The sequence below is a fragment of the Rhodanobacter sp. Root627 genome, assembly GCF_001427835.1.
GTDB lineage: Bacteria > Pseudomonadota > Gammaproteobacteria > Xanthomonadales > Rhodanobacteraceae > Rhodanobacter > Rhodanobacter ginsenosidimutans.
This window is the reverse complement of the sequence record NZ_LMGW01000002.1, coordinates 993,908-1,019,336: the sequence shown is the minus strand read 5'-3', so window position 1 is coordinate 1,019,336 and position 25,429 is coordinate 993,908. Positions and strand designations below refer to the sequence as shown.

The 25,429-nt window shown below is 67.1% G+C and carries 19 protein-coding genes; 14 read left to right on the top strand and 5 right to left on the bottom strand.

Going from position 1 to position 25,429, the window contains the following annotated elements:
- Window positions 1-41 precede the first annotated feature (41 nt).
- Together ASD68_RS11660 and ASD68_RS11655 are read left to right on the top strand one after the other, a co-directional pair.
- Window positions 42-590 (top strand): DUF4142 domain-containing protein, encoded by a 549-nt coding sequence (locus ASD68_RS11660; protein WP_200945380.1) that lies wholly within the window; start codon window positions 42-44, stop codon window positions 588-590.
- A gap of 10 nt (window positions 591-600) precedes the next feature.
- Complete coding sequence (locus ASD68_RS11655; RefSeq protein ID WP_056606897.1) at window positions 601-957, top strand: cupredoxin domain-containing protein; 357 nt, start codon at window positions 601-603, stop codon at window positions 955-957.
- 130 nt (window positions 958-1,087) lie between these two features.
- Here the strand turns inward: ASD68_RS11655 and ASD68_RS11650 are convergent, their stop codons facing one another.
- Window positions 1,088-1,558 carry a GNAT family N-acetyltransferase gene (locus tag ASD68_RS11650; RefSeq protein ID WP_200945379.1) on the bottom strand — a complete coding sequence of 157 codons (471 nt, stop codon included), beginning with the start codon at window positions 1,556-1,558 and terminating at the stop codon, window positions 1,088-1,090.
- A gap of 43 nt (window positions 1,559-1,601) precedes the next feature.
- Complete coding sequence (locus tag ASD68_RS11645; RefSeq protein ID WP_056607558.1) at window positions 1,602-4,025, bottom strand: prolyl oligopeptidase family serine peptidase; 2,424 nt, start codon at window positions 4,023-4,025, stop codon at window positions 1,602-1,604.
- A 242-nt stretch (window positions 4,026-4,267) separates the two neighbouring features.
- Here ASD68_RS11645 and ASD68_RS11640 point away from each other — a divergent pair, with 242 nt between their 5' ends.
- Window positions 4,268-6,430 carry a prolyl oligopeptidase family serine peptidase gene (locus tag ASD68_RS11640; RefSeq protein ID WP_056606893.1) on the top strand — a complete coding sequence of 721 codons (2,163 nt, stop codon included), beginning with the start codon at window positions 4,268-4,270 and terminating at the stop codon, window positions 6,428-6,430.
- 8 nt (window positions 6,431-6,438) lie between these two features.
- On the opposite strand, the gene nagA is transcribed toward ASD68_RS11640, so the two are convergent.
- From nagA to ASD68_RS11625, 3 genes are all read right to left on the bottom strand, one after another.
- Window positions 6,439-7,596: an N-acetylglucosamine-6-phosphate deacetylase gene (nagA, locus tag ASD68_RS11635; protein WP_056606890.1), complete on the bottom strand. Its 1,158-nt coding sequence runs from the start codon at window positions 7,594-7,596 to the stop codon at window positions 6,439-6,441.
- 196 nt (window positions 7,597-7,792) lie between these two features.
- The gene (locus ASD68_RS11630) at window positions 7,793-8,824 is read right to left on the bottom strand and encodes an SIS domain-containing protein (RefSeq protein WP_056606887.1); all 1,032 of its coding nucleotides are present in this window, start codon (window positions 8,822-8,824) and stop codon (window positions 7,793-7,795) included.
- A 27-nt stretch (window positions 8,825-8,851) separates the two neighbouring features.
- Window positions 8,852-9,604 carry a GntR family transcriptional regulator gene (locus tag ASD68_RS11625; RefSeq protein WP_007080594.1) on the bottom strand — a complete coding sequence of 251 codons (753 nt, stop codon included), beginning with the start codon at window positions 9,602-9,604 and terminating at the stop codon, window positions 8,852-8,854.
- Between the two features lie 248 nt (window positions 9,605-9,852).
- Between ASD68_RS11625 and zwf the strand changes: the two genes are divergently transcribed.
- From zwf to ASD68_RS11570, 11 genes are all read left to right on the top strand, one after another.
- A complete protein-coding gene (gene zwf / locus ASD68_RS11620) occupies window positions 9,853-11,316 on the top strand; it encodes a glucose-6-phosphate dehydrogenase (RefSeq protein ID WP_304437644.1) in 1,464 nt (487 codons plus the stop codon).
- A 66-nt stretch (window positions 11,317-11,382) separates the two neighbouring features.
- Window positions 11,383-12,096: a 6-phosphogluconolactonase gene (gene pgl, locus ASD68_RS11615; RefSeq protein WP_056606883.1), complete on the top strand. Its 714-nt coding sequence runs from the start codon at window positions 11,383-11,385 to the stop codon at window positions 12,094-12,096.
- 88 nt (window positions 12,097-12,184) lie between these two features.
- Window positions 12,185-14,029: a phosphogluconate dehydratase gene (gene edd / locus ASD68_RS11610; RefSeq protein WP_056606880.1), complete on the top strand. Its 1,845-nt coding sequence runs from the start codon at window positions 12,185-12,187 to the stop codon at window positions 14,027-14,029.
- Window positions 14,030-14,083: 54 nt separating this feature from the next.
- Window positions 14,084-14,728 (top strand): bifunctional 4-hydroxy-2-oxoglutarate aldolase/2-dehydro-3-deoxy-phosphogluconate aldolase, encoded by a 645-nt coding sequence (eda, locus tag ASD68_RS11605; RefSeq protein ID WP_056083245.1) that lies wholly within the window; start codon window positions 14,084-14,086, stop codon window positions 14,726-14,728.
- Window positions 14,729-14,867: 139 nt separating this feature from the next.
- Entirely contained in the window at window positions 14,868-15,734 is an 867-nt protein-coding gene (locus ASD68_RS11600) for a hypothetical protein (RefSeq protein ID WP_056606875.1), read from the top strand.
- 111 nt (window positions 15,735-15,845) lie between these two features.
- Entirely contained in the window at window positions 15,846-16,727 is an 882-nt protein-coding gene (locus tag ASD68_RS11595; RefSeq protein ID WP_056606872.1) for a CoA ester lyase, read from the top strand.
- A 110-nt stretch (window positions 16,728-16,837) separates the two neighbouring features.
- Window positions 16,838-19,270, top strand: coding sequence for a sodium:solute symporter (locus tag ASD68_RS11590; RefSeq protein ID WP_235578724.1), 2,433 nt, complete (start codon window positions 16,838-16,840; stop codon window positions 19,268-19,270).
- Window positions 19,271-19,373: 103 nt separating this feature from the next.
- Complete coding sequence (locus tag ASD68_RS11585; RefSeq protein WP_056083232.1) at window positions 19,374-20,270, top strand: LysR substrate-binding domain-containing protein; 897 nt, start codon at window positions 19,374-19,376, stop codon at window positions 20,268-20,270.
- A 276-nt stretch (window positions 20,271-20,546) separates the two neighbouring features.
- The gene (locus tag ASD68_RS11580) at window positions 20,547-22,781 is read left to right on the top strand and encodes a TonB-dependent receptor (protein ID WP_235577622.1); all 2,235 of its coding nucleotides are present in this window, start codon (window positions 20,547-20,549) and stop codon (window positions 22,779-22,781) included.
- A gap of 543 nt (window positions 22,782-23,324) precedes the next feature.
- Window positions 23,325-24,461, top strand: a complete 1,137-nt coding sequence (locus tag ASD68_RS11575; protein ID WP_162247416.1) for a serine hydrolase domain-containing protein — start codon at window positions 23,325-23,327, stop codon at window positions 24,459-24,461.
- Window positions 24,458-25,417 carry a ribokinase gene (locus ASD68_RS11570; protein WP_056083223.1) on the top strand — a complete coding sequence of 320 codons (960 nt, stop codon included), beginning with the start codon at window positions 24,458-24,460 and terminating at the stop codon, window positions 25,415-25,417. Before ASD68_RS11575 ends, ASD68_RS11570 begins: the two co-directional genes overlap by 4 nt.
- The last annotated feature ends 12 nt before the right edge of the window (window positions 25,418-25,429 follow it).

Genomic DNA, 25,429 nt, shown 5'->3' with positions numbered 1-25,429 from the left:
GGCAACTGCCGAACCTGCCCATGTCCATCAGGAGAAATCACGTGAAAAAATCACTTTTCGCTCTCGCCATCGCCCTTGCCTTCGGCACCGTCGCCAGCGTGCAGGCGCAGCCCGCGCCGGCCGCCGCCACCGCGCCGGCCACCATCGATGACGCGCAGATCGCGCACATCGCCTATACCGCCGGTGCAATCGATGTCACCGCGGCGAAGCAGGCGCTGAAGAAGTCCCACAACAAGGCCGTGATCGCCTTCGCCGAGGAAATGGCACGTGACCACGCCGCCGTCAACGAACAGGCGCTGGCGCTGTGCAAGAAGCTGGGCGTGACGCCGGCCGACAACCCCACCAGCCAGGCGCTGGCCAAGGCCGCCGCGGCTGAGCAGGTGAAGCTGGCCGCGCTCAGCGGTGACGCCTACGACAAGGCCTATGCGGCCAACGAGGTGGCCTTCCACCAGACGGTCAACAAGGCGCTCTCCGGCACGCTGATTCCGTCGGCCAGAAACGAAGAGCTGAAGTCGCTGCTGGAAACCGGCCTGAAGCTGTTCGAGTCGCATCAGATGCACGCCGAACACCTGGCGCAGAGCCTGAAGTAAGGAGCGGATCATGCGTTGCACGTTGATGGTATTTGCCAGCCTGCTGGCGATGAGCGGCTTGGCGGTGGCGGCCACCCCGCCGACAAAAAACCCCACGACCGCCCCATCGGCCACGCCGGCACCGCAGGTGCACGTCATCGTGGTCGACACGATGCAGTACGGCCCGATGCCGACCGGCGTACGCGCCGGCGACATCATCGAGTGGGTCAATCGCGGCATCCTGGAACACACCGCCACCGCTCGTGACGGCCGCTTCGACATCGACCTGAAACCCGGCGCCACCGTGCGCATGAAAGCCACGGCCGGCACGGTGGAGGTCTACTGCAAGTTCCACCCCACGATGGTGGCCACGCTGGTGGTGAAGTAGCGCCATCGCTTTCTGCAGGAGCGACTTCAGTCGCGATGCTCTCGCCCTGAGGCTGAAAAGCAAGAGCATCGCGGCTGAAGCCGCTCCTGCAGTCGGGGGCGCGCCAATCCGTGGCGCGCCCCCTATTTTTTCACGCGATGGCTTTCAGCTTTCGTCCGCCACTGATCTCGAAACCCTCGCGGATGTAGAAGCGGAGGCTGGCGTCGAATTCGGGCAGGGGCGGCGTGCAGACCTCGATGCGGCGCCAACCGCGCGCCCGCGCCTGCGCCTTCACTGCCTCGATCAAGGCGGCGCCGACGCCGCCCGAGCGAAAGTCGGGCGCCACGTAGAACTCCTGCATCGTGCCGATGGCACCACCGGCGTACAGGGCACAACCCTGCGACAGGCCGACAAAACCCACCGGGCGCTCGTCCACCGTGGCCAACAGCGCGGTGTAGCTGCCTTCGGCAAGCGTCCGCGCGCACAGCGCGGCGGTGCCGTCGAGGTCCAGGTCGAAATGCTGCACGCCCATGCGGCGGGAAATTTCCTCGGTGAGCGCAACGGCCATGCCGGCGATGGCCTGGGCGTCCGTGGCGGACGCCTGGGTGATCTCGTAATGCACGGTGAAAAACCAGCCTTGTCGTTCGGTACGAAAGTATAGGCAACTACGGCTTCGGCGCCGTCGGTTTCACATAGGTGTCGAACAGCTCGTACACGCGCCGGTATTCGTCATACCACGCGTCGGGATGCACGAAGCCGTGGCGCTCCATCGGGTACAGCGAGATCCAGAAGTTCTTCTTGCGCAGCTCGATCAGGCGCTGGTACAGGCGGATGGAATCCTCGGCCAGCACGTTGTCGTCGATCAGGCCGTGTTCGATCAGCAGCGGGTCCTGCAACTGGTTGGCGTACTCGATCGGTGAGCTGGCCGTATAGGCGGCCGGATCGATCTGCGGGTCGTTGAGGATGTTGGCGGTGTATTCGTGGTTGTACAGCGTCCAGTCACTGACCGGGCGCAGCGCGGCGCCGGCGGCGAATTCGCCCGGGGCGCGCAGCAAGGCCATCTCGGTCATGAAGCCGCCGTAGCTGCCGCCGTAGATGCCCACGCGTTGCGGGTCGACACCGTGGTTCTTCACCAGCCAGGCCTTGCCGTCCAGCAGATCCTCCAATTCCGGATGGCCCATGTTGCGGTAGATCGCGGTGCGCCAGTCACGGCCATAGCCTTCGGAGGCGCGGTAATCCATGTCCAGCACGGCATAGCCGCGCTGCACCAGCAGGTTGTTGAACATCTGCTCGCGGAAGTAATAGGTGGACGACAGCGTCACGTCCTGCAGGTAGCCGGCGCCGTGCACGAACAGCACGGCGGGACGGCTGGTGCCATCGCTTTCGGCCGGTCCGTAGTACTTGGCGTAGATCACGCCGGCGCCGTGGCTGGACGGGATCTGCACGATCTTCGGGGTGATCCACTGATGCGCGGTGAAGGCCGGCTTCATCGTGTCGGTCAGTTCGCGCGCCGCGCCGCCGGCCGCCGGTTGCACCGCCAGTTGCGACAAACGGTAGGCGGAGGAATGCAGCACCGCCAGCTGGCTGCCGTCGGGCGAGAGCTTGAAGTCGTCCATGCCCTGGTATTGGGTGACGCGCGTCATTGCGCCGCCCGTGCTGGGCACGCGGTAGACGTCGTAGCTGTATGGCGCCACCTGGTTGCTGCGCAGGTAGAACCAGCGGCCGTCGGGGCTCAATTGCGGATGGCTGACTTCGAAGCGGCCGGTCGTGAGCGCCTTGGCCTTGCCATCCAGCGGCTTGCTGTAGAGCTGCGACCAGCCGCTCTGTTCGCTGAGATACCACAGCGTGTGGCTGTCTTTCAGCCAGCCGAAATCGTTGAAGTTCCAGTTGATCCAGGCCGGGTCGGTGAGCCGCTGCTGATTGACCAGCGCGTGGTCGCCGAAATCGACGCTGGCGATCCAGCGGTCCTTGTTGTCGATGGCGCGCAGTTGCACGGCCAGCTCGGTGCCATCGTCGCTCCAGGCGATGCTGTCGCCGCCGTCGCCGGCCACGGTCACGGGGCGCACGTCCGGCGCCTTCAGCGCCTTGGCCTGGTCGGCCTTGCCGGCTTTTTCCAGCGCGGCGATGGCGTCGCCGCGCAGCGTCTTCAGCGGGTCGTCCTTGATGCCGGGCAGGTTGTCGGTGGGCAGCGCGTAGGGCTTGTGGTTGACCAGGTCCAGCAGCAGCAGCGACTGGCCGGCCGGGTCGTTGCAGCCCACGTAGGTGTGCACGTCCTCGGGCTCGGCGTAACCGCTGTCGGTGACGTAGTGGGTGAGCTGCGGCAGCTTGCCCGGGTTGGCGTCCTTGGGCACAGTCACCAGCAGCATCCAGCGGCCGTTGGGCGAGAGCTGGGCATCCACCAGCTTGATCTTGTCGCCCAGCCAGAACGGCATCGGCGCGCGGCCGGGGTCGGCGGCCTGCAACGCCTCGGTCTCGTCGCGCACGGCTTGCTTGTCGGCCTTGAGCTGGCGCAGCGTGCTGAAGGTGGCCAGTTGCCGCTCGCCCAGCGCATCGGGCTTGGCGTCCTGCGGATCGTCGGCAAATTTCAGCAAGGCCACCGGAGCGACGACAGCCTGCGCCAGGTCGTAGCTGTACCAGTCGTTGCCGTCGCGGTATTGCAGCGCGCGGCCATCGGCGGAGAACTGCAGCGAGGACTCGTCCTGCGGCGTGCGCGTCACCTGGCGCCGCTGGCCGCTGGCCACGTCGACCACGAAAACGTCGCCATGCAGGATGTACGCGGCGTGCTGCCGGCTGCGGTCGAACACCGGATCGCCGCCGGCCTGCGCCCGCGCCGCGGCATCCAGCTTCACGCTCTGGCCGCTGGCCGCGTCGACCCGGTACAGGTCGCGCACCGGGCTGCCGTCGCGCTTCACCGCGTAGTAGATGCTGCGCCCGTCCACGCTCCAGTACGGGCTTTCCACCGCCTGGCCGACCCAATCCGGGTTGGCCATGATGGTTTCCAGGTCCAGCGGTTGCGGGGTGGACGGCGGTGTCGCCGCCAGCGGCAGCACGGTGAAGGCAATGAGGCCGGCAAGCAGCAGTCGACGCATCTTCGGGGTTTCCTGCAAATGGTGAGAGCTTGCGAAAAATTCGAACGCCGTAGCGAGAGCGTCGCCGGCACGGACGTTCGGCGACGTTCGCAGTAGGCGGTCGATTTTTTCGCAAGCTCTGAGCATAGCGGGCGATCCCCGGCGCGGGCGCCACCCCTGCCACAAGTCAGGCCCCGAAATCACCCGGAATCGAAGTGGCCCGCGTTACCCTCGGTGCCTTCGTTTTGCAGGGAGTTTCCGTCATGCGCCAAGCCCTCGTGGTGGCCATCCTGATGTTCGCACCCGCTGCGGCCTGTCTCGCCCAGACGTCGACGGCGCCGACGCCAGTCACACGCACGCCGTCGCGCGACGTGTCGCTGATCGGCCAGCGCCTGCTGCCGCCGCCGACGCCCGCGCGGACCGACCGCAGCGTGCTGCACGGCGTGACCGTGGCCGACCCCTACCGCTGGCTGGAAAACCCCGACGATCCGCAGGTGCAGGCGTGGATCAGCGCACAGAACGCCTACACCGAAGCCGAATTGGCGAAGATGCCCGAGGGTGCGGCGCTCACCGCGCGGGTGCGCCAGCTGGCGATCACCTCCACCACCCGCAGCGGTCCGGTGCTGGCCGGCGGCACGCTGTTCTACCAGCAGCAGACGCCGCCGCAGCCGCAGCCGGTGGTGATCGCGCAGGCCTGGCCCGACGGCGCCGCCAAAACGCTGGTGGACCCCAATGCCGACCACGGCGGCACCGCCATCACCGGCTACTGGCCCTCGCCGAAAGGGCGCTACCTGGCCTACGGCAGCGCCGAGGGCGGCAGCGAGCTGACCACCCTGCACGTGCTCGACGTGCACAGCGGCAAGCTGCTGCCCGACACCCTGCCCTGGGCCGGCGGCGGCACCACGCCGCAGGGCGTGGCGTGGGATGCGGACGAGCGCGGCTTCAGCTATGTGCGCTTCGTGCCGCCCGCGCCCGGCAAGCCGGTGGAACAGTTCAACGCGGCGCTGGCGCACCACACGCTGGGCCAGCCCGTCGCGGCCGACCGCACGGTGTTCGGCCGCGATTATTCGAAGGTGGCCGAGTACGTGCTGGTCGATGACACCACCTCGGCGCAGGCCGCCGTGCTGGCCTACGAGGGCGACGGCGGTCCGGCCGAGGTGTTCATCCGCCGCGGCAGCGCGTTCCGCCCGGTGCTGGGCCATGACGCCAACGCGCGCACCGCGGCCTGGGTGTCTGGACGTCTATACGTGGCGACGTTCGCGGACGCGCCGCGCGGCCGCATCGTGGCGGTGGATGCGAACGGTGCCACCACCACGGTGCTGCCCGAGCGCAAGGGTGCGATCCAGCAACTGGCGCCGCTGGGCAACGGCTTCCTGGTGGTGCGCAGCGAAGGCCCGGACTGGTGGGTGGAGCAGTACGACGCCAAGGCCGCCTTCGTGCGCCGCCTGCCATTGCCGGCGCACGGTATCAGCGTGGGCGCGATCGCCTCCGAGTCCGGCCAGGACAAGGCGCTGATCAGCTACAGCGGCTGGACCACGCCGTCGCGCTGGGTGGAATACGACGGCCGCAGCGGCAGCTTGAAGACGATCTTCCAGGTCAAGCCTGCCGCCGATTATTCGAAGGTGAAGGTGCAGCGCATCGACGGCACCTCGAAGGATGGCACCAAGATTCCGGTCACCGTGCTGTCGATGCCCGGCATCACCCCCAACGGCACGCGCCCCACCATCCTGTACAGCTACGGCGGCTTCGACATCCCGATCAAACCCGGCTTCGTGGGCGCCAACCTGGCCTGGCTGGAGCGCGGTGGCGTGCTGGCTTATGCCAACATCCGCGGCGGCAACGAGAACGGTCAGGCCTGGCATGCGCAGGGCCAGAAACTGCACAAGCAGAACGTGTTCGACGATTTCCACGCGGCCGCGCTGGCGCTGTTCAATACCCGTTGGACCGACCGCGCCCACCTGGGCATCCTGGGCGGCAGCAATGGCGGCCTGTTGATGGGATCGCAGATCGTGCAGCACCCGGCTGACTACCGTGCCGTGGTGGCGCGGGTGGGCATCTACGACATGCTGCGCCACGAGACGGATTTCGCCAACGGCCCGTACAACGTCAGCGAGTACGGCAGCGTCACCGACCCCGCGCAGTTCAAGGCCACGCTGGCCTATTCGCCGCTGCAGAACGTGAAGCCGCGCACCGCCTACCCGGCCGTGCTGATGACCACCGGCGCCAACGACCCGCGCGTGGCGCCGTGGCAATCACGCAAGTTCACCGCCGCGCTGCAGAACGCCACCTCATCGGATCAACCGATCCTGCTGCTGACCCGCATGAATGCCGGCCACGGCGTGGGCGCGCCCTTCAGCCAGCGGGTGGGCGACACCGCCATCGGGCTGACCTTCTTCGCGCATGAGTTGGGGTTGCCGGCCAAATAACGCCGTGCTCATACGGCGTCGGGGGCTTGGCTCCCGACGCCGCCGATCCAGCTTTGCTGCACGCGGTAGTCGGCATCCAGCGCCACCAGGTCGGCCTGGTAACCGGCCGCGATGCGGCCGTGGCTGGCGCCCAGGCCCAGGAAATCGGCCGGGTAGGTGCTGGCCATGCGGGCGGCTTCGTCCAGCGGCAGGCGCAGCATTTCCACCGCGTTGCGCACGGCGCCGGCCATGTCCAGCGCGGAGCCGGCCAGGGTGCCGTTGGCGGTCTGGCAGACGCCGTCCTTGACGATGATGGTTTCGCCGTTGAGCTTGTATTCGGGGCTTTCGGCGCCCACCGGCGGCATCGCGTCGGTGACCAGCAGCATCTTGCCGCGGGCCTTGGCGGCGATCGCCACGCGCAGGCTGACGGGATGCACGTGGTGGCCGTCGGCGATGATGCCGCACCAGCTATCGGCATCGTCCAGTGCCGCGCCGACCACGCCCGGTTCGCGGCTGCCGAACGGGGTCATGGCGTTGAACAGGTGGGTGAAGCCGCGTACGCCCGCGTCCAGCGCGGCGCGTGTGGTGGCGTAGTCGGCGGCGGTGTGGCCGGCGCAGACGATCACGCCGCTGGCCGCCAGGGCGCTGATGCTGGCGATGGGCATCTGGTCCGGCGCCAGCGTGATCAGCCGCACGCCACGGTGCGGCGCACACAGCAACGCCAGCTCGTCGGCGTCGGGTACGCGGAAGAATTTCGGGTCGTGCACGCCCTTGCGCGCGGGCGCCAGGTAGGGGCCTTCCAGGTGGATGCCCAGCAGGCCCGGCACGCCTTCGGCCAGCGCCTGCTCCACGGCCTTCAATGCCGCGCGCATCACGTCGGCGTCGTCGCTGATCAGCGTGGGCAGGAAACCGGTGGTGCCATAGCGGCGATGGCCGACGCCGATCTGGCGGATCGTCTCCACCGTGGGCGCATCGTTGAACAACACGCCGCCGCCACCGTTGACCTGCACGTCGATGAAGCCGGGCAACAGCGTGGCACCGGCCAGGTCATGGGTTTGCGCGTCGCGTACGCGCGGATCGGAAGCCGGCAGCACGGCGGCGATACGCGCGCCGTCGAGCAGGACGGCGACGTCGTCGCGCCAGCCTTCAGGGGTGAGTACGCGACCGTTGATAAGGGCGAGAGTCATGATGGAGCCTCGATGAAGGACAGAAGATGGATGCCGGCTTCGTCCCGGCACTTCGACTTCGCCCGCTGACGCGGGCTACGCTCAGTGCGAACGGTGTTTTCCGACGCCGTCCAAGCCCTCAACCGTTCGCCCTGAGCGTAGGCCGCAGGCCGGAGTCGAAGGGCCGTTCAGCGTCGACGCCCGGGCACGAAGCCGATCAAACCGTTTCGGTGACCTTGTTGAGATGCGGCGGCACATCCGGATTGAATCCGCGCAGCAAGGCCAGTTCGCTGGCCGCGCGGTAGAAGCTCTGGATGATCAGCAGCGGCGTGCACAACGCGGGCAGGCCGGTGGCCACCGGCAGCGTGCCCTCGCCCTCCAGGCCCGGTGCGGCCACGAACACCTGCGCGCCGCGGTTGCGGAATTCGCGCGCCACCGCCAGCGTGCTGTCCAGCGTGTCGTCGTCCTGGGCGAAACACAGCACGGGGAAATCCGGGCCCACCAGCGCCATCGGGCCGTGCTTCACCTCGGCCGAACTGAACGCCTCGGCGTGCAGGCCGCAGGTTTCCTTGAATTTCAGCGCCGCCTCCAACGCGATGCCCAGGCCGAAACCGCGCCCCACCACGAACAGGTTGTGGGCGCCCTTCAGGCCTTCGCTCAGCGACGACCAGTCGGCATCCCAGTTGCTGCGCAAGGCGTCGGGCAGGGCGTTCAGCGCCGTGGCCAGGGCCGGGTCGTTCTTCCAGCGGGCGCACAGGTGCAGCACGGCGGCCAAGGCGGCGATGTAGCTCTTGGTGGCGGCCACGCTGCGCTCGGGACCGGCGTGCAGCGGGATCACCGTATCGGCGAGTTTCGCCAGCGGCGAATCCTCCACGTTGACCAGCGCCACCACGCGCGCGCCGGCCAGCTTGGCGGCCTCCGCGTTGCGCACCAGGTCGGGGCTCTTGCCCGATTGCGAGATGGCGATGAACAACGCGCCCTGCCACTGCTGCGGCGCCGCGTAGACCGAGGTCACCGACGGCGACGCCGAGGCGGTGGCGATGCCCAGCTGGGTTTCGAACACGTACTTGGCGTACGCCGCCGCGTGGTCGGAACTGCCGCGGGCGCAGGTGACGATGAAGCGCGGCGGCTGTTCGCGCAGCGATTGCGCCAGCGCGGCGATCACGCCTTCGTTGGCGGCGAACTGGCGCGCCACGACATCGGCCGTCTCGTGCGCTTCGGTGTGCATCAACGTGTCGCTGGCAGCCATGTCGGTGGTTTTTCCCAAGGTAATGGATCAGTCGGTTTGCAGTTCCGCCACGAAGTCGTAGATGTCGCCGCGGTACCAGGAGCAGGTGAACTCGACCACGCGGCCGTCATCCAGAAAGCTGCGCCGCTCGATGTTGAGCCCGGCGCTGCCCGCGGAAACGTGCAGCAGGCGCGCTTGATGGGCGTTCAGCGACACCGCGCGCAAGCGCTGCAGTGCGCGTCGCGGGCGGGCGTTGAAGCGTTCCAGCGCCTCGTACAACGAGTCGCTGACCAGCATCGGGTCGGGCAGCAGGCTGGCCGGCACGGCGCTGCGCTCGATCGCCAGCGGTTCGTCCTGGCCGTAACGCACGCGGTGCAGCCGCGCCACGATCGAACCGGGCGAGAGGTTCAGCGCCATCGATTCTTCCGGCGTCACTTCGCCCAGGCTGCGCTCGAAGAATTCGGAGCGCGGCGACAACCCGCGCTCGCGCAGATCCTCGGTGAAGCTGGTCAGCCGCGACATCGGTTTCACGATGCGCTCGGCCACGAAGGTGCCGGCACCGTGGCGTTGATGCAGCAGGCCGTCTTCAACCAGCCCGGCGATCGCCTTGCGCACGGTGACGCGCGACAGTTTCAGCGTCTGCGCCAGGTCGCGTTCGCTGGGCAGGGTCTGCCCCGGCTCGATGCCGCGGCGCTCCACGATGTTGCGGATCGCGCGGCGCAGGCGCAGATACGCCAGCGGTTGATAGACGGCCGGATCGTTGCAGATCCGCTGATATTCGAGTGCCAGGGCGCTTTCCATAGTTACGAAAGATACCAATAGCGAACCAGTTAGACAACTTCGCCGCCTTTGGCAGGTAATGAGGGCCTGCATGGCGTGGGTGGGCATGATTTCCGAAGTCGGTGGGCTTTGTCCACCCTGCGCAGCCGTTTGGCGGGGGAACTGGTGCGCTGTGGTATTCCACTGGTATGATCGGCGCCGAACCGCGTGGGCGACCCCGTTCGCCCATTTCCCTAACTGCTTGCTGTCGTTGAGGTGAAGGCGTGACTGTGATTTCCCTGCCGGTCGAACCGTTCGACCTGGTCATTTTCGGTGGTACCGGCGACCTTGCCCTGCGCAAACTGCTGCCGGCTCTTTTTCATCGCTTCGTGGACGGCCAGATTCCGGCCAGCAGCCGCATCATCGGCGTGGCCCGCGAAGTGCTCGACGACGACGGTTACCGCGCCTCGCTGCGCAAGACGCTGAACGCGCTGGCCGGCAGCGAGCCGGCCAAGGTCGACCAGTTCCTGCAGCAGGTCGGTTACCGCCCGCTGGATGCGCGCAAGGATGCCGGCTGGGACGACTTCGCGGCGCTGATCGGCGAGCAACCTGACCACGTGCGGGTGTTCTACCTCTCCACCTCGCCGGACCTGTTCGTTGACCTGTGCGCCCGCCTGGGCCAGTACGGGCTGAACGAGGGCAAGTCGCGCGTGGTGCTGGAAAAGCCCATCGGCCGCAGCCTGGAAAGCGCCAACCGCATCAACGACGACGTGGGCCGCGTGTTCAACGAATCGCAGACCTTCCGCATCGACCATTACCTCGGCAAGGAGACGGTGCAGAACCTGCTGGCGCTGCGCTTCGGCAACGTGCTGTTCGAGCCGCTGTGGAACTCCGCCCATATCGACCACGTGCAGATCACCGTGGCCGAAACGCTGGGCCTGGGCCGTCGTGCCGGTTATTACGACCATGCCGGCGCGCTGCGCGACATGGTGCAGAACCACATCCTGCAGCTGCTGTGCATGGTGGCGATGGAGCCGCCGTCGTCGCTGTCGCCCGACGCGGTGCGCAACGAGAAGCTGAAGGTGCTGAACGCGCTGAAGCCGATCGACGCCAGCAACGCCAGCCAGCTCACCGTGCGCGGCCAGTACCGCGCCGGCGTGGCCGAGGGCGCCAGCGTGCCCGGTTACCTCGATGAACTTGAGAACCACCAGTCCAACACCGAAACCTTCGTGGCGCTGAAGGCGGAAATCGCCAACTGGCGCTGGGCCGGCGTGCCGTTCTACCTGCGCACCGGCAAGCGGCTGCCCAGCCGCGTTTCGGAAATCGTGGTGGCGTTCAAGCCGGTGCCGCATTCCATCTTTGACGCGTCCGCCGGCCCGGTGGTGCAGAACCGCCTGGTGCTGCGCCTGCAGCCGGACGAGGGCGTGAAGCTGTGGCTGAGCATCAAGCACCCCGGCCCCGGCGGCTTGCGTCTGCGCCACGTGCCGCTGGACATGAGTTTTGCCGAGGCATTTGGCGTACAACAGCCGGATGCGTACGAGCGCCTGCTGCTCGACGTGGTGCGCGGCAACCCCACCCTGTTCATGCGTCGCGACGAGGTGGAGGCCGCATGGAAGTGGGCCGATCCGATCCTGGCTGCCTGGGCCGGCAGCAACGAGTCGCCGCGTCCGTATGCGGCCGGCAGTTGGGGCCCCAGCGCCGCAGTGGCATTGATCGAGCGCGATGGCCGCACCTGGCACGAAGACAACGATTGATCCGCGGGCGTTCGCGCCCTTGTTCCCATCCCTAGCGCCGCCGTTGCGCGGCGCCCTCTTGATGCCATGTCTTCCATACTGAACGTCACCACCCACAGTTTCACCGATTGCAAGGCGCAGGCCGCGGCGCTGGCCGAGCGCATCGCCGGCCACCTGCGCGAGGGGATCGACCAGCGCGGCAGTGCCGTGCTGGCCGTCTCCGGCGGCAGCACGCCGAAGGATCTTTTCGCCCGTCTCTCACGTGAATCGCTGGACTGGGCCCGCGTGCACATCACCCTGGTCGACGAGCGCTGGGTGCCGGACACCGACGAGCGCTCCAACGCCCGGCTGGTCAAGGCGACGCTGTTGCAGAACGCCGCCAGCGCGGCGCAGTTCGTGCCGCTGTACACCGACGCGGAAAGCCCTGAGAAGGGCCTTGCCGAGGCCAACGCGCGCATCGACGCATTGCCGCATCCGTTCGATGCGGTGGTGCTGGGGATGGGCGATGATGGCCATACCGCCTCGTTCTTCCCCGGCGGCGATCACCTGGCCGAGGCGCTTGATCTGGACGGCCAAACGCGGGTGTTGCCGATGCGTGCGCCCGGCGCGGGCGAGCCGCGCATCACGCTGAGCCTGCCGGCCGTGCTCGATACCCGGGCGCTGTACCTGCTGGTGACCGGCGCCACCAAACGCGACGTGCTGGCCGATGCCAGGCTGGGTCTGGGGGCCGCGCAACATTATCCGGTGCGCAGCGTGCTGGCCCAGACCCGCGCACCGCTGTCCGTCTATTGGTGCCCTTGACGGTCACACCCGCGGGCTTCGCCCTGATCGCCACTGCCAACGAACGCAAATGGCCGCCGCAACCGGCCGACATCCACGGAGTTTTGTCATGAGTACGCTGCACCCCGTCATTGCCGAAGTCACCCAGCGCATCATCGAGCGCAGCCGCCCCACGCGCAGTGCCTACCTGGCACGCATCGACGAGGCCAGCGGCAAGGGCGTATATCGCCATCGCCTGGGCTGCAGCAACCTGGCGCACGCCTTTGCCGCCAGCGGCGAGGACAAGGTCGCGTTGCGCGGCACCGTCACGCCGAACGTGGGCATCGTCACCTCGTACAACGACATGCTCTCCGCGCACCAGCCGTATGAACCGTACCCCGAACAGATCCGCCAGGCCGCGCGCCTGGTCGGTGCGGTGGCGCAGGTGGCCGGCGGCGTGCCGGCGATGTGCGATGGCGTGACCCAGGGTCGCGCGGGCATGGAGCTGTCGCTGTTCTCGCGCGAGGTGATTGCGATGGCCACCGCGGTGGCGTTGTCGCATGACACCTACGACGCGGTGCTGATGCTCGGCATCTGCGACAAGATCGTGCCCGGCCTGATCACCGCGGCGCTCACTTTCGGCCACCTGCCGACCATCTTCGTGCCCGCCGGCCCGATGACCAGCGGCCTGTCGAACGACAAGAAATCCAAGGTGCGCCAGGCTTACGCCGAGGGCAAGGCCACACGCGAGGAGCTGCTGGAAGCCGAGTCGGCCGCCTACCATGGGGCGGGCACCTGCACGTTCTATGGCACCGCCAACTCCAACCAGATGCTGATGGAGATCATGGGCCTGCACCTGCCCGGCTCCAGCTTTGTCACGCCCAACACCTTGCTGCGCGATGCGCTGACCCGCGCCGCCGTGTATCGCGCCGTGGCGATCACCGCGCTGGGCGAGGAATACACGCCGATCGGTCACCTCGTCGACGAGCGCACCATCGTCAACGGCGTGATCGGCCTCAATGCCACCGGCGGCTCCACCAACCACCTGCTGCACCTGGTGGCGGTGGCGCGCGCGGCCGGCATCATCCTCACGCTGGAGGATTTCGACGCCATTTCGGCGGTGGTGCCGCTGCTGGCGCGGGTCTACCCCAACGGCAGCGCCGACGTGAACCACTTCCACCAGAGCGGCGGCATGCCGTTCCTGATCGGCTCCCTGCTCGACGCCGGCCTGCTGCATGGCGACGTGCGCACGGTGTGGGGCGAAGGCATGGCGCCGTACCGCCGCATGCCCGCGCTGGACGCCGACGGCAAGCTGGTCTGGAACGAGGTCGTGGCCAGCAGCAACCTGGACGTGCTGCGCCCCGCCGCCGAGCCGTTCCGTGCCGATGGTGGCCTGCGCGTGCTCAAGGGCAACCTCGGCCTGTCGGTGATCAAGGTGTCCTCGGTGCCCGCCGACTGCATGGTGGTCGAGGCGCCCGCCGTCGTCTTCAACGACCAGGAGGAAATGCTGGCCGCGTTCAACCGTGGCGAGCTGGAGCGTGACCTGGTGGCGGTGGTGCGTTTCCAGGGCCCCAAGGCGATCGGCATGCCTGAACTGCACAAGCTCACCCCGCCGTTGGGCGTGCTGCAGTCGCGCGGTTTCCACGTGGCGCTGGTCACCGACGGGCGCATGTCCGGCGCCTCCGGCAAGATTCCCGCCGCGATCCACGTGACGCCCGAGGCGATCGACGCCGGCCCGCTGGGCAAGCTGCGCGACGGTGACGTGATCCGGCTCGACGCCATCGCTGGTACGCTTGAAGCGAAAGTCGACGCCGCCGAATGGGCCGCCCGCCCGCAGGCCGTGGCCGACCTCAGCGCCCATCACAGCGGCATGGGCCGCGAGCTGTTCGCGATGATGCGCAATGCCGTGGGTGGCGCCGATACGGGCGTTACCGTGTTCGGCACGCAAGACCGCCACCACGCGGCCGATCTCTGAACCCGCACCGGCGCACTGCGCCGGCACCACCGATACAAACGGATGCCATCGACCATGACATTGCAGGAAACGCGACAACAGAAGCTGGCCACGATTCTCAAGCTCGCCCCGGTGGTGCCGGTGGTGATCATCGACGACGTCAACCATGCGGTGCCGATGGCACGCGCGCTGGTGGCCGGCGGCATTCGCACGATCGAAGTCACCTTGCGCACGCCGGCCGCGATGGATGCGGTTCGCGCCATCGTCGCCGAGGTCAAGGAAGCCGTGGTCGGCGTGGGCACGGTGCTGCGCGGCGGCCAGCTGGAAACCGCCCGCCTGGCCGGCGCGCATTTCGCCGTCTCGCCCGGCACCTCGCCGCGCCTGCTCGATGCGGCCGACGACAACGAACTGCCGCTGCTGCCCGGCGTGGCCACCGCCAGCGAGGCGATGGCCCTGCTCGAGCGCGGCTATGAGCACCTGAAGCTGTTTCCCGCGGTGCCGGTGGGCGGCGCCAAGCTGCTCGCCGCCTGGGCCAGCCCGCTGCCGCAGATCCATTTCTGCCCCACCGGCGGCATCAACCTCAGCAACGCGATCGACTTCCTGAAGCTGACCAACGTGGTCTGCGTGGGCGGCTCCTGGCTGACGCCGGCGGACAAGATGGCACGCGGCGACTGGGCCGGCATCGAGCAACTGGCGCGCGAAGCCGCCGCACTGAAGTAAGCCGTATTGCAGGAACCTGTAGGAGCGACTTCAGTCGCGACGCTCTTGTTTGTGTGGCCTTGGAAACCTCAGGCCAAAAGCAAAAGCATCGCGACTGAAGTCGCTCCTACATGGGTCTTTGTGCCGTCGGGACATTCCGTTGATCGACGTCTTTCTCGCCATCGCATGCAGCGTGCTGGTCTCGGCGCTGCTCAAGCTCGCCCGCCGCTTCGAGGTGGATGTGGGCCAGGCGATCGCGTGGAACTACGCCGTCGCCAGCGTGCTCGTGGCGCTGATGTTGCAGCCGGACGTCGCCGCCCTGCACGACGTGGCGGTGCCGTGGCTGGCGCTGATCGGCCTGGGCCTGCTGCTGCCGACCATCTTCCTGGCCCTGGGCGCCTCGGTGCGCCACGCCGGCATCGTGCGCAGCGATGCGGCGCAGCGCCTGTCCCTGCTGCTGTCGTTGCCGGCGGCGTTCGTGTTCTTCGGCGAATCGCTGCGCCCGGCCGCCGCGGTCGGCATCGTGCTGGGTCTGCTGGCGCTGGCGGCGATGCTGTGGCGGACGTCGCCATCGCCCGCCACACCCGCAGCCGCCAACGCCGCACGCTGGCTTTACCCGCTGCTGGTGCTGGCCGGTTTCGGCGTCATCGACATCCTGTTCAAGCGCGTGGCGCAAGCCGGCGTGCCGCTGGCCACCTCGTTGCAGGCGATGTTCGCGCTGGCCCTGCCAGTGGCGTTCGCCCTGGCGCTGTGGCGCCGCTGCCGCGGCGGTGCCCGTTTCACCGCGCGCAACCTGCTCGGCGGCGTGCTGCTGGGGCTGTTCAACTTCGGCAATATCCTGTTCTACCTGCGCGGCCATCGCGCGTTGCCGCAACACCCGGCGCTGGTCTTCGCCAGCATGAACATCGGCGTGGTGGCACTGGGCGCACTGGTCGGCGTACTGCTGTTCCGCGAGCGGCTGAGCCGGCTCAACCTGGCCGGCGTGCTGCTGGCGGCGCTGGCGATCGGTTGCATCGCCCGCGTGTAAGAGCACATCGCGGGGCACGAATCGAAACGAAAAGTATCGTCTGAACCCGTTTCATGCCGGGTTTTCCGCCGGCCTGGTTCACGCACACTTTGGGCATGAACGGTGCCCACCATGCGTAGCAAGCTCTTCGTCCCCGGGGTGCGCCCGGAGTTGTTCGCCAAGGCACTGGCCGGCGACGCGGACGCGCTCTCGTTCGATCTGGAGGATTCCGTCCCCGTCGAGGCCAAGGACATGGCGCGTGGGGCGGTGGTGCAGTGCCTGCGTTCGGAGGCTGCGCGGGTGTCAGGCAAGATCCTGATCGTGCGCAGCAATGCGCTGGACTCGGCGCATGGCGAGGCCGACTTGCTGTCGTTGGCTGGCACCGGCGTGGACATGGTCAATCTGCCCAAGGTCGAGCGCGTCGATGAGGTGCTGGCGGCGGTGGCACTGCTGGAGCGTGCTGAATCGATGCAGGGCGTGGGTCAGCCGATTCGCTTGTTGCTGACGATCGAGACGCCATGCGGGTTGCGTCGGGCGGCGCAGCTGGCCAGCGCGCATCCTCGCGTGGCCGGCCTGCAGTTGGGGCTGGCCGACCTGTTCGAGCCACTGGGCATCGACCGCCGCGATCCGGCCAACCTGCACGCCGCGCTGTTCGAGCTGCGGGTCGCGGCCGGCATGGCCGGCGTGTTCGCCTGCGATGGGGCTTTTGCCGATCTGCGTGATGATGCAGCCTTCCGCGTGGAGGCGCTGATGGCGCGGCGGCTGGGCTACATTGGCAAGAGTTGCATCCATCCGCGCCAGGTGCCGCTGGCCAACGACGTGTTTCGCGCCAGCGCCGACGAGATTGCCAGAGCGCGGCGCATCGTCGAGGCGGCGGACCGGGCGGCGGCCGAGGGCAGGGCCGCCTTCGTCGTCGATGGGCAGATGATCGATCCACCTTTCGTCAAGCGCGCGCAGGCAATGCTCGCCAGCGTGCGCGAGACGGATGGGGGCTCCAATAAACCGCTTTCCTAGACGGCGCGTGGTTTTCGCGAAACCCGGTTTCGTGCCACCGACGTCGATACGCATAGCCGCATGCGCCTGCATGGTGGTTCGAGGTTGAAATCGTGCGCATGAGTTTCCCGTTGTCCGCTCGTTCCCGTTTCCCCGTGGCGGTTTTGCTGCGGCGCTGGCTGTTGCTGCTTTGCCTGGTGGCGGCGCCATGCGCGGCGGAAAGCCTGACGTCGGCCAAACCGGTCGCGCTGCCGCCGCTGGCCACGCAAGCGACGCTCAGCGCGGTGGTGACGGTGGACCAGCGGCCTGTGGCGATCACCACCGACGGCGTCTGGGTGCTCGACGCTGATCGCGCCGCGTGGACGCGCTCGGCGTGGCAACCGACGGGTACGGTGCAGGCCGCAGTCGGCAACGGTACGCGGGCGTTCGTGTTGTCGGGCGAGGGTGGCTCGGTCGATCAGGTATCCCGACTTGCGTTCACCAACGGCCAGCTCGGTGCACGCACCTTGCCGCCGCTGCCGCGTCCACTGCGGCACGCACGAGGCACCTTGCAGGGTGATGACCTGTTTGTCGCCGGTGTGGCGGCGAATGGTACGTCGGCCTTGCTGCAGATCCTGCCGGATACGCCGAACGCGTCATGGCTGGTGCACGCTGGCTGGAGCGGCGGTGGTGATCCGATCTCCCTGACGGCGCAGACCCGGGGACTGTTCCTGGTACTGCCGGGGGCGGTCGATGCGCCTGATCGGCTGCTTCGCTGGAGCGCCGAAGCGGGCTGGGAGTCGCGCGCCGAGGTGCCCGGCACGGTGCTGGCGAACTCCGGCCGTGCGATCGGCCAGGCTCACGTCATCTACCTCGTTGCCGACGCCGCGGGCACCCGCCAGTTGATGACCTTCCAGACGATTACGAGCGCATGGGCCGTGCTGCCGGGCGTCCGCCCCGCGCAGGCGACAGCCACCGCCAGCTGGGGCGATGGTGTGCTGTGGGCGCAGCCGGCCGATGACGGCCAGATCGTGTTCGAGGCCGCCGAGGTGGCCGCGGGCAGCCAACTGCTGAAATGGCTGGACTGGCTGGTGATCGTCGTCTACCTCGGCATGATGTTCGGCATGGGGCTGTACTTTTATCTGCGCGAAAAGCGCAACTCCACCGCCGACTTCTTCGTCGGCGGGCGCAGCATTCCGTTCTGGGCCGCCGGCGTCAGCCTGTACGCCACCAACACCAGTTCGATCAGTTTCATCGCGATCCCGGCCAAGGCATTCGAGACCAACTGGCAGTACATGACCAACAACCTCATCGCCGTGCTCGGGCTGATGTTTGTGGCGGTGTGGATCGTGCCGCTGCTGCGCCGACTGGATCTGATGTCGGTGTTCTCGTATCTGGAAACGCGCTTCCACCCGGCCATTCGCATGCTGGCCAGTGCGTTGTGCATCGTGATGCAGATCGGCAGCCGCATGAGCGTGGTGCTGTTCCTGCCCGCGCTGGCGATCGCCACCATTACTGGTATCGACGTGGTCTGGAGCGTGCTGCTGATGGGTGTGGTCACCATCATCTACACCGCGCTGGGCGGCATGAAGGCGGTGATCTGGACCGACTTCGTGCAGGTACTGGTGATCATGGGCGGCGCGCTGTTCGCGATCGGCTTCATCGTCTATCACATCAACGGCGGCTTCGAGGAGTTCTACGCGGTGGCCGCGGCGGAGAACAAGACCCGGCTGTTCGACTTCAGCTTCGACCTGACCAAGGCCACCGTGTGGGGCTTCATCTTCCTGGTGGTGTTCGACGTGGTGTTGACCTTCCCTAAGGATCAGGTGCTGATGCAGCGCACGCTGTCGACCAAGTCCGACAAGGAGGCGGGCCGTTCGATCTGGGCGTTCGCGGCGATCATGATCCCCGGCGGCTTCATCTTCTACTCGATCGGCACGGCGCTGTTCGTGTATTACAAGTCGCACCCGGAGCGGCTCGACCCGTTGCTGCCGATCGACGCCACCTTCCCGCTGTTCATCGCCGCCGAGCTGCCGATGGGTGTCACCGGGCTGATCATCGCGGGCATCTTCGCCGCGGCGATGTCGACCCTGTCCAGCATCATGAACAGCGTGTCGACGCTGGCCTCGGTGGATTTCTACGAGAAGCTGGTGAAGAAGCCGGACCCCGCCACCAGCGTGCGTTTCGCCGAGATCGCCACCGTGGTCACCGGTTTGATCGCCATCGGCGTGTCGCTGCTGTTGTCGCGTTACGACATCCACTCGCTGTTCGACGTATCGATCGAACTGGCCGGCCTGCTCGGTGGCGGTTTCGCCGGGGCCTACACGCTGGGGATGTTCACCCGCCGGGCCAATTCGCCGGGTGTGGCCATCGGCGTGGGTTCGAGCATCGTGCTGACCACCTGGGCGTGGTCGATGAGCCTGGTGCATCCGTATTTCTATCTCGCCATCTCGATCATGTTGTGCATCGTGATCGGTTACGTGGCGAGCCTGTTTTTCCCGCCGCCGACCCGCTCACTGGACGGCTTGACCATCTTTTCCCGGTCGGATGTGAATCGTGCGACGCCCGCGTCGAACGAGACATAACGCCGCACCTCGGTGCGGTTGCCCGGGTGGCCGGCGATGCTGGGCAGGTGCATGCCTGCCCGGCTCCCCACCCCAACCTGCGCCCGGCGCTGAGTGAAACGATGTGGATACCCAATTCCTCCATACCTTTGTCACCGTGGTCAATTGCGGCTCGATGGCGGCCGCATCGCGCGTACTGAACATCACGCCGGCGGCGGTGGCGCAGCAGATCCGCACGCTGGAACGCGAAATCGGCGTACCGCTGATCGCCCGCGCCGGGCGCACCGTATGCATCACCGAAGAAGGCTCGCGCATCCTGCAGCGCGCCCGTGACATGCTGCGCGACGTGGCCGACCTGCGCAGCGTGGCCAACAGCAGCGCGGTATCGGGCGAGCTGAAGCTGGGGGCCTGTCCCACGGCGCTGGCCGGCATGCTGCCAGACATCTTCGCGCGGATGGTGGAGAAGTTTCCGCAGATCAACGTATTCATCAGACCGGGCTATTCGGCGGACCTGTATCGCACCGTGGAAAGCGGCGAACTGGATGCGGCGATCGTGCTGCAGGCGCCGTTTGCGCTGCCCAAGACCTGCGACTGGCAGTTGCTGCGCGAGGAGCCGCTGGTGGTGCTGGCACCGGCCAGCATGGCCGGACGCGATCCGCATGAGCTGCTCGCCACCGAGCCGTTGATTCGCTATGACCGCAACCAGTGGGGCGGCCGCCAGGCCGACGAGTACCTGCGCGCGGTGGGCATCGTGCCGCAGGAGCGCTTCGAGCTGAATGCACTGAACGCGATCGCGGTGATGGTGGACCGCGGCCTCGGCGTATCGCTGGTACCCGACTGGGCGCCGCCCTGGCCCGAAGGCCTGCAACTGGTGCGCATGCCGGTGCCGCAGATCTGCGTGCCACGGCGCATCGGCATCGTGTGGTCGCGCGCCACCGTGCGTATCAGCCTCGTCACCGTGCTGCTGCAGGAAAGCCTGGCCGTGATGAAGGCCGCCGCAAGCCGGCCCCGCGCCAGCTGATCGACCTCCCCCTGTCGCCAGCCTCGATCCATGCGCTGGCACGCGTGGTCCGCGGCCGCGGCGTAAGCAACAAAAACTAGAGTCTGAACATACCCGCAGGCGGTTCTACCCGCAGGGCGCACTCCATAAGCTCAAAACAGTGCCGGTGTTGCAGATCAGGCACTGCCAAAGGGCAAGCGGTGGGGGCTTTCATCCGCGCCGCAGTACGTCGATCGGGGGAGTCGCGTGTCCACAACAGCGTCTCTGCAACCAACCAACAACTAGAGACAACACATCATGAAACAGATACCTGCCGCTCTCGGTTGTCTGCTGCTGGCATCGGCCATCAGCGCCAGCCTGCATGCGCAGCAAGTCACAGCAGCGGATACCACCGACACCCGCGCCGAAGAAACGCAGGCCAGGAAAGCGGCGGCCGCACAGGAAGCCGTCGAGCTCGGTGCCGTCACGGTCACCACCGGTACCCGCACGGCTACTGCCATCGACAAGATCCCCGGCGCCATCACCGTGGTTTCGAAGGCCGAGGTGGAGCGCACGTTGACGTTGACCGAGGACGCCACCGCCGTGCTGGCGCGCACCGTGCCCGGCTATTCCGAAGCCTCGCAGGCGATGAGCAACTCCGGCGAGACCTTGCGCGGACGTATCGCGCTGCGCCTGTTCGACGGCATCCCGCAGGGCTCGCCGCTGCGCGAGGGTAATCGCAACGGCACCTTCACCGACATGGGCGTGATCGGCCGCATTGAGGTGATCAATGGTCCATCTGCGGCCGAGGGCATTGGCGCGGCCGGCGGCATCATCAACTACATCTCCAAGGTGCCAACCAAAAAGGGCCACGAAACCACGCTGAACACGCGTTACAGCTCGCAGTTCGGCTCCGACAGCGGCCAGTACAAGGTCGGCGTCACCCACGCCTACAAAGGCGACGCCGGCGATGCGTTGCTGAGTGCCTCGTACATCGATCGCGGCATCTCCTATGACGGCAACGGTCGCCGTATCGGCATGAATACCAGCGGCTCGACGTCCGATTCGACCGCCAAGAACCTGTTCCTGAAAGGCGGCTACAACTTCGGCACGGACGAGGAACAGCGCATCCAGGCCAGCTACAGCAAATTCAAGATTGCCGGCAAAGCCAATTACATCCAGGTCGAAGGTTGCCGTTTCGACCCGGTCGAATGCCCGGTACCCACCACCAACACATCCGAGCGCGGTTCGATCGACGGCTCCAGGTCCGAGTTCAACGACTTCACCCAGATCTCGGCCAATTACAGTCACCGCAATCTGTTCGGCGGCATCTTCACCGCTGACGCCTACTGGGCCGACCAGGCCATGCGCTACATCCCCGAGAACGGCTCGGATCGACAGGTGGTGAAGCCCGCCCCGCCGGAGAGTGAACGCATCTTCGACCAATCCGAAATTACCTCGAAGAAGAAGGGCCTCCGTACTTCGTGGACCCGCGGCGACCTGTTCAGTGCCGAAGGCTTGCAGTTGCGCGTGGGTGTGGATGTAGTCGAAGACGTGGCCGCGCAGCGCCTCGCGCTGACCAACCGCGTCTGGGTACCGCCGATGGAATACACCAGTGTGGCGCCGTACGCGCAGCTGACCTGGGACGTGGGCCCGTTGACCCTCAGCGGCGGCGTGCGTCGCGAGGACGGCGAGCTGCACGTGGACAGCTACGTCACCACGGCTTACCGCAACAGCGTGTCCGTGGAGGGCGGCGGCCTCAACTACGTCGAGAACATGACCAACCTCGGCGCGATCTGGCGCTTCAACGACGAGTGGTCGGCATTCGTTTCCTACGGCGAGGGTTTCGGCCTGCCCAACATCGGTATACCGCTGCGCAACATCAGCGAGCCGGGCCAGTCGGTGAGCCGCATCAAGGACCTGCAGGCGATCATCGTCACCAACCGGGAGATCGGCTTCAACTGGCGCGGTGAACAGGGCTCGCTGGGCATGTCGTACTACGACAGCAAATCGCCGTTCGGCTCATCGCTGTCGGTGGATGCGGAAACCGACGACTTCGTTCTCACCCGTGCGCCAACCCGTATCAAGGGCCTGGAGTTCAGCAGCGGCTGGACCTTCAACGACGAATGGAAGGCGACCCTGCTGTACTCGCGCATCCGCGGCAAGACGGAGTATTACGAAGGCAGCGGCATGGTGAAGGACATGGGCGTGCTGGATATCAGCCCGGACAAGGTCGTCGCGTCGGTGAGCTGGAACTTCCTGCCCGAGGCCAACCTGACCCTGGGTGCGACCAAGCTGCTCAGTCGCGATCTGCGCGGTGTCTTCGCAGGTGCCAACGGCGAGACCTACGAGAATGAGGAGAACACCCACGGCTATACCCTGGTCGACTTGGGCGTTAACTACCAGACCGAAAGCATTGGCAAGTTCTCGCTGGGCGTCGACAACCTGTTCAACAAGCAATACGTGCTGAGCTGGTCACAGTTGCCGGGCTGGCAGAACTTCTGGGCCGGTCGTGGCCGGGTGGTTTCCCTGAGCCACTCGATCACATTCTGATGTCCACGTTGTGAACCGAAAGCCGTGTCCGTCCTGCGGATGCGGCTTTCGCTTGTGCGGTGGGTGCCGGCCTTCGCGGACACAACCCGTGCAAACTTCTGAATATAGCTGCGGGTGGTTTTATGCATCTCTCGCAGCACCTACGCTCGAAAGCACGATCGGGTGGCAACGACACTTCTGCCGGATATCGGAACCTCACTGACAAGTTCTATATCCTGAGTTCCCGCAACCATCGGCAATGACAACAAGACATGTCCGGCCGCGGTCGGGCGTTCTCGCCGAGGCACCCGGTCACGTCCTGGCCGGGCGCCAATCCGGCAGATGGCCCCGGCAGTCATGAGGGTGGCCGGTCGGTTCGGCTGGCCACCCGGTTTTCGCAGTGCGAGGTGTTCCATGTTCCGGTTTGCAGCGACTCTGTTCGGCGCCATCCCCCTCCTCATGGCGGTTGTCCATGCGGATGTGGCGTCGGCAGAGGCGTTGCCTCGGGCCGGGGCGTCCTTGCACGGCTTTTCCGCACCGCGCCTGCAACGTCTGCATGGTTTCATGCAGCAGACCGTTACTCCGGGCGGTTACCTGGGAGCGGTGACGTTGGTGATGCGCGATGGCGAGGTGGTGGATTACCGCGCCTATGGCCATCGCGATCTCGCGCGGCATGCGCCCATGCAGAAGGATTCGATCTTTCGCATCTATTCGATGACCAAGACGGTTGCCTCGGTGGCCGTGTTGATCCTGCTGGAAGAAGGCAGGATCGGTCTGAACGATCCGGTGGCGCGCTACCTGCCCGAGTTCGCCACGATGCAGGTGGCCACCGGCACGGCGAAAGCGCCCACGCTGCGACCGGCGACCGGCCCGATCACCATTCGCCAGTTGCTGACCCACACCGCCGGCTTCCCGGCCGGCCTGCCCGGCGACGATGCCGCCGCGATGCTGGCCACGCGCAGCGATCCGCAGGCGGCCACCGATCTTCGCGATTTCGTGCAACGACTCGGCCGCGCCCCGCTGGCCGCCGATCCGGGCGCGCGCTTCGGTTACGACGGCGCCGGGCTGGAAGTGCTGGCGCGGCTGGTGGAGGTGGTGGGCGGGATGCCGTTCGAGGCGTTCCTGCAGCAGCGCATCCTCGACCCGCTGCAGATGCGCGATACCGGTTTCAGCGTGCCGGCGGCGCAGCGCCATCGCGTGGTGGATATCACCACCATGGGCGAACGCGGCCAGCTGGTGCTCGATGACGGCCCCTCGGCGACGCAACCGGGCGCACGCCTGCGACCCTACGCCAGCGCGGCCGGCGGCCTGTATTCCACCGCCGCCGATTACGCCCGCTTCTGCCAGATGCTGCTCGATAGCGGCAGCCTCGGTGACGTCTCGATTCTTGGCCGCAAGACGGTCGAGCTGATGATGACGAACCAGTTGCTGCTCGATCCGCCGGTAACCCAGTTCAGCGACGCCGAAGGCTTCGGGCTGGGCGGCTACGTGGTGATCGACGCGGCACGGCGCGGGCAGCTGGGTTCGCCCGGCCAGTTCGGCTGGTCGGGCGCGGCGTCGACCAGTTACACCATCGATCGGCACGAACGCCTGATTGCGATCGTGATGCTGCAGCACCTGCCGCGCAGCGATATCGACAACGACCTGCCGCGGATCAGCCGGCCCTTCTACAACCTCGTCTACCAGGCCCTCGTTCCATGACTACTCCCGCTCGCGACAGCATTCTGGTGATGGGTTCGGCCAACCTCGATTACGTGGTGCGCGTGCCGCACGTGCCGGCACCGGGCGAAACCGTGCTGGGCTGCGGCGTACAGATGTTTCCCGGTGGCAAGGGCGCCAACCAGGCGGTGGCTTGCGCCCATGCCGGCGGTGCGGCGACGCGCATGCTGGTGGCGTTGGGCGACGATGCCAACGCGCGATCGATCGAGGAGTCGCTGCGCGCCGCCGGCGTGCGTGCCAGCGTGGCGCGAGCTTACGGCCAACCTAGCGGCATGGCCTTCATCTGCCTGGCCGACAATGCCGAGAACGCCATCACGGTGGCGCCCGGTGCCAACGAGTTTCTGCAGGCCAGCCACCTGCCGCCGCTGCACGACGTCAGCCATCTGCTGCTGCAATTGGAGACGCCGCTGGATACCGTCGTTGCCAGCGCCTTGGCCGCCCGTGCGGCCGGTGTCACCGTGCTGCTGAACGCGGCCCCGGCGCAGGCGCTGCCGGCCAACCTGCTGGCCAGCGTGGATGTGCTGATCGTCAACGAAGGCGAGCTGGCGGCGATCAGCGGCCACGCCGGCAGCGTGGCCGAGGCGCTGGCCCGGGTCGACGTGCCCTGCGTGATCGTCACCCTCGGCGCACGCGGTTGCCTGGCGCGACGCGGCAACGAGACCTTCCTGCAGCCGTCATTCCCGATCGAGCCGGTCGACACCACCGCCGCCGGCGATACCTTCTGTGGCGTGCTGGCCGCAGCCCTGGGCCAGGGCGACGCGCTGCCGCTGGCCCTGCGTCGCGCCAGTGCCGCCGCCGCGCTGGCCTGCACCCGGCTCGGCGCGCAAGCGAGCATCCCCGCGCGCACCGAGGTCGATGCCTTCCTGCAGGCACGTCCCGCCGCGGCCTCCACCTCCCCTGATCACGTCGCGCTGGCGGCGTATTGCGGCCTGACGTGATCCTCCCATTGA

Bases quoted from the DNA above. Each gene is read 5' to 3' on its own strand.
- ASD68_RS11655 (WP_056606897.1), top strand. From the start codon at position 601: ATGCGTTGCACGTTGATGGTATTTGCCAGCCTGCTGGCGATGAGCGGC.
- ASD68_RS11645 (WP_056607558.1), bottom strand. From the start codon at position 4,025: ATGCGTCGACTGCTGCTTGCCGGCCTCATTGCCTTCACCGTGCTGCCG.
- ASD68_RS11640 (WP_056606893.1), top strand. From the start codon at position 4,268: ATGCGCCAAGCCCTCGTGGTGGCCATCCTGATGTTCGCACCCGCTGCG.
- nagA (WP_056606890.1), bottom strand. From the start codon at position 7,596: ATGACTCTCGCCCTTATCAACGGTCGCGTACTCACCCCTGAAGGCTGG.
- ASD68_RS11630 (WP_056606887.1), bottom strand. From the start codon at position 8,824: ATGGCTGCCAGCGACACGTTGATGCACACCGAAGCGCACGAGACGGCC.
- ASD68_RS11625 (WP_007080594.1), bottom strand. From the start codon at position 9,604: ATGGAAAGCGCCCTGGCACTCGAATATCAGCGGATCTGCAACGATCCG.
- pgl (WP_056606883.1), top strand. From the start codon at position 11,383: ATGTCTTCCATACTGAACGTCACCACCCACAGTTTCACCGATTGCAAG.
- edd (WP_056606880.1), top strand. From the start codon at position 12,185: ATGAGTACGCTGCACCCCGTCATTGCCGAAGTCACCCAGCGCATCATC.
- eda (WP_056083245.1), top strand. From the start codon at position 14,084: ATGACATTGCAGGAAACGCGACAACAGAAGCTGGCCACGATTCTCAAG.
- ASD68_RS11595 (WP_056606872.1), top strand. From the start codon at position 15,846: ATGCGTAGCAAGCTCTTCGTCCCCGGGGTGCGCCCGGAGTTGTTCGCC.
- ASD68_RS11580 (WP_235577622.1), top strand. From the start codon at position 20,547: ATGAAACAGATACCTGCCGCTCTCGGTTGTCTGCTGCTGGCATCGGCC.
- ASD68_RS11575 (WP_162247416.1), top strand. From the start codon at position 23,325: ATGCAGCAGACCGTTACTCCGGGCGGTTACCTGGGAGCGGTGACGTTG.
- ASD68_RS11570 (WP_056083223.1), top strand. From the start codon at position 24,458: ATGACTACTCCCGCTCGCGACAGCATTCTGGTGATGGGTTCGGCCAAC.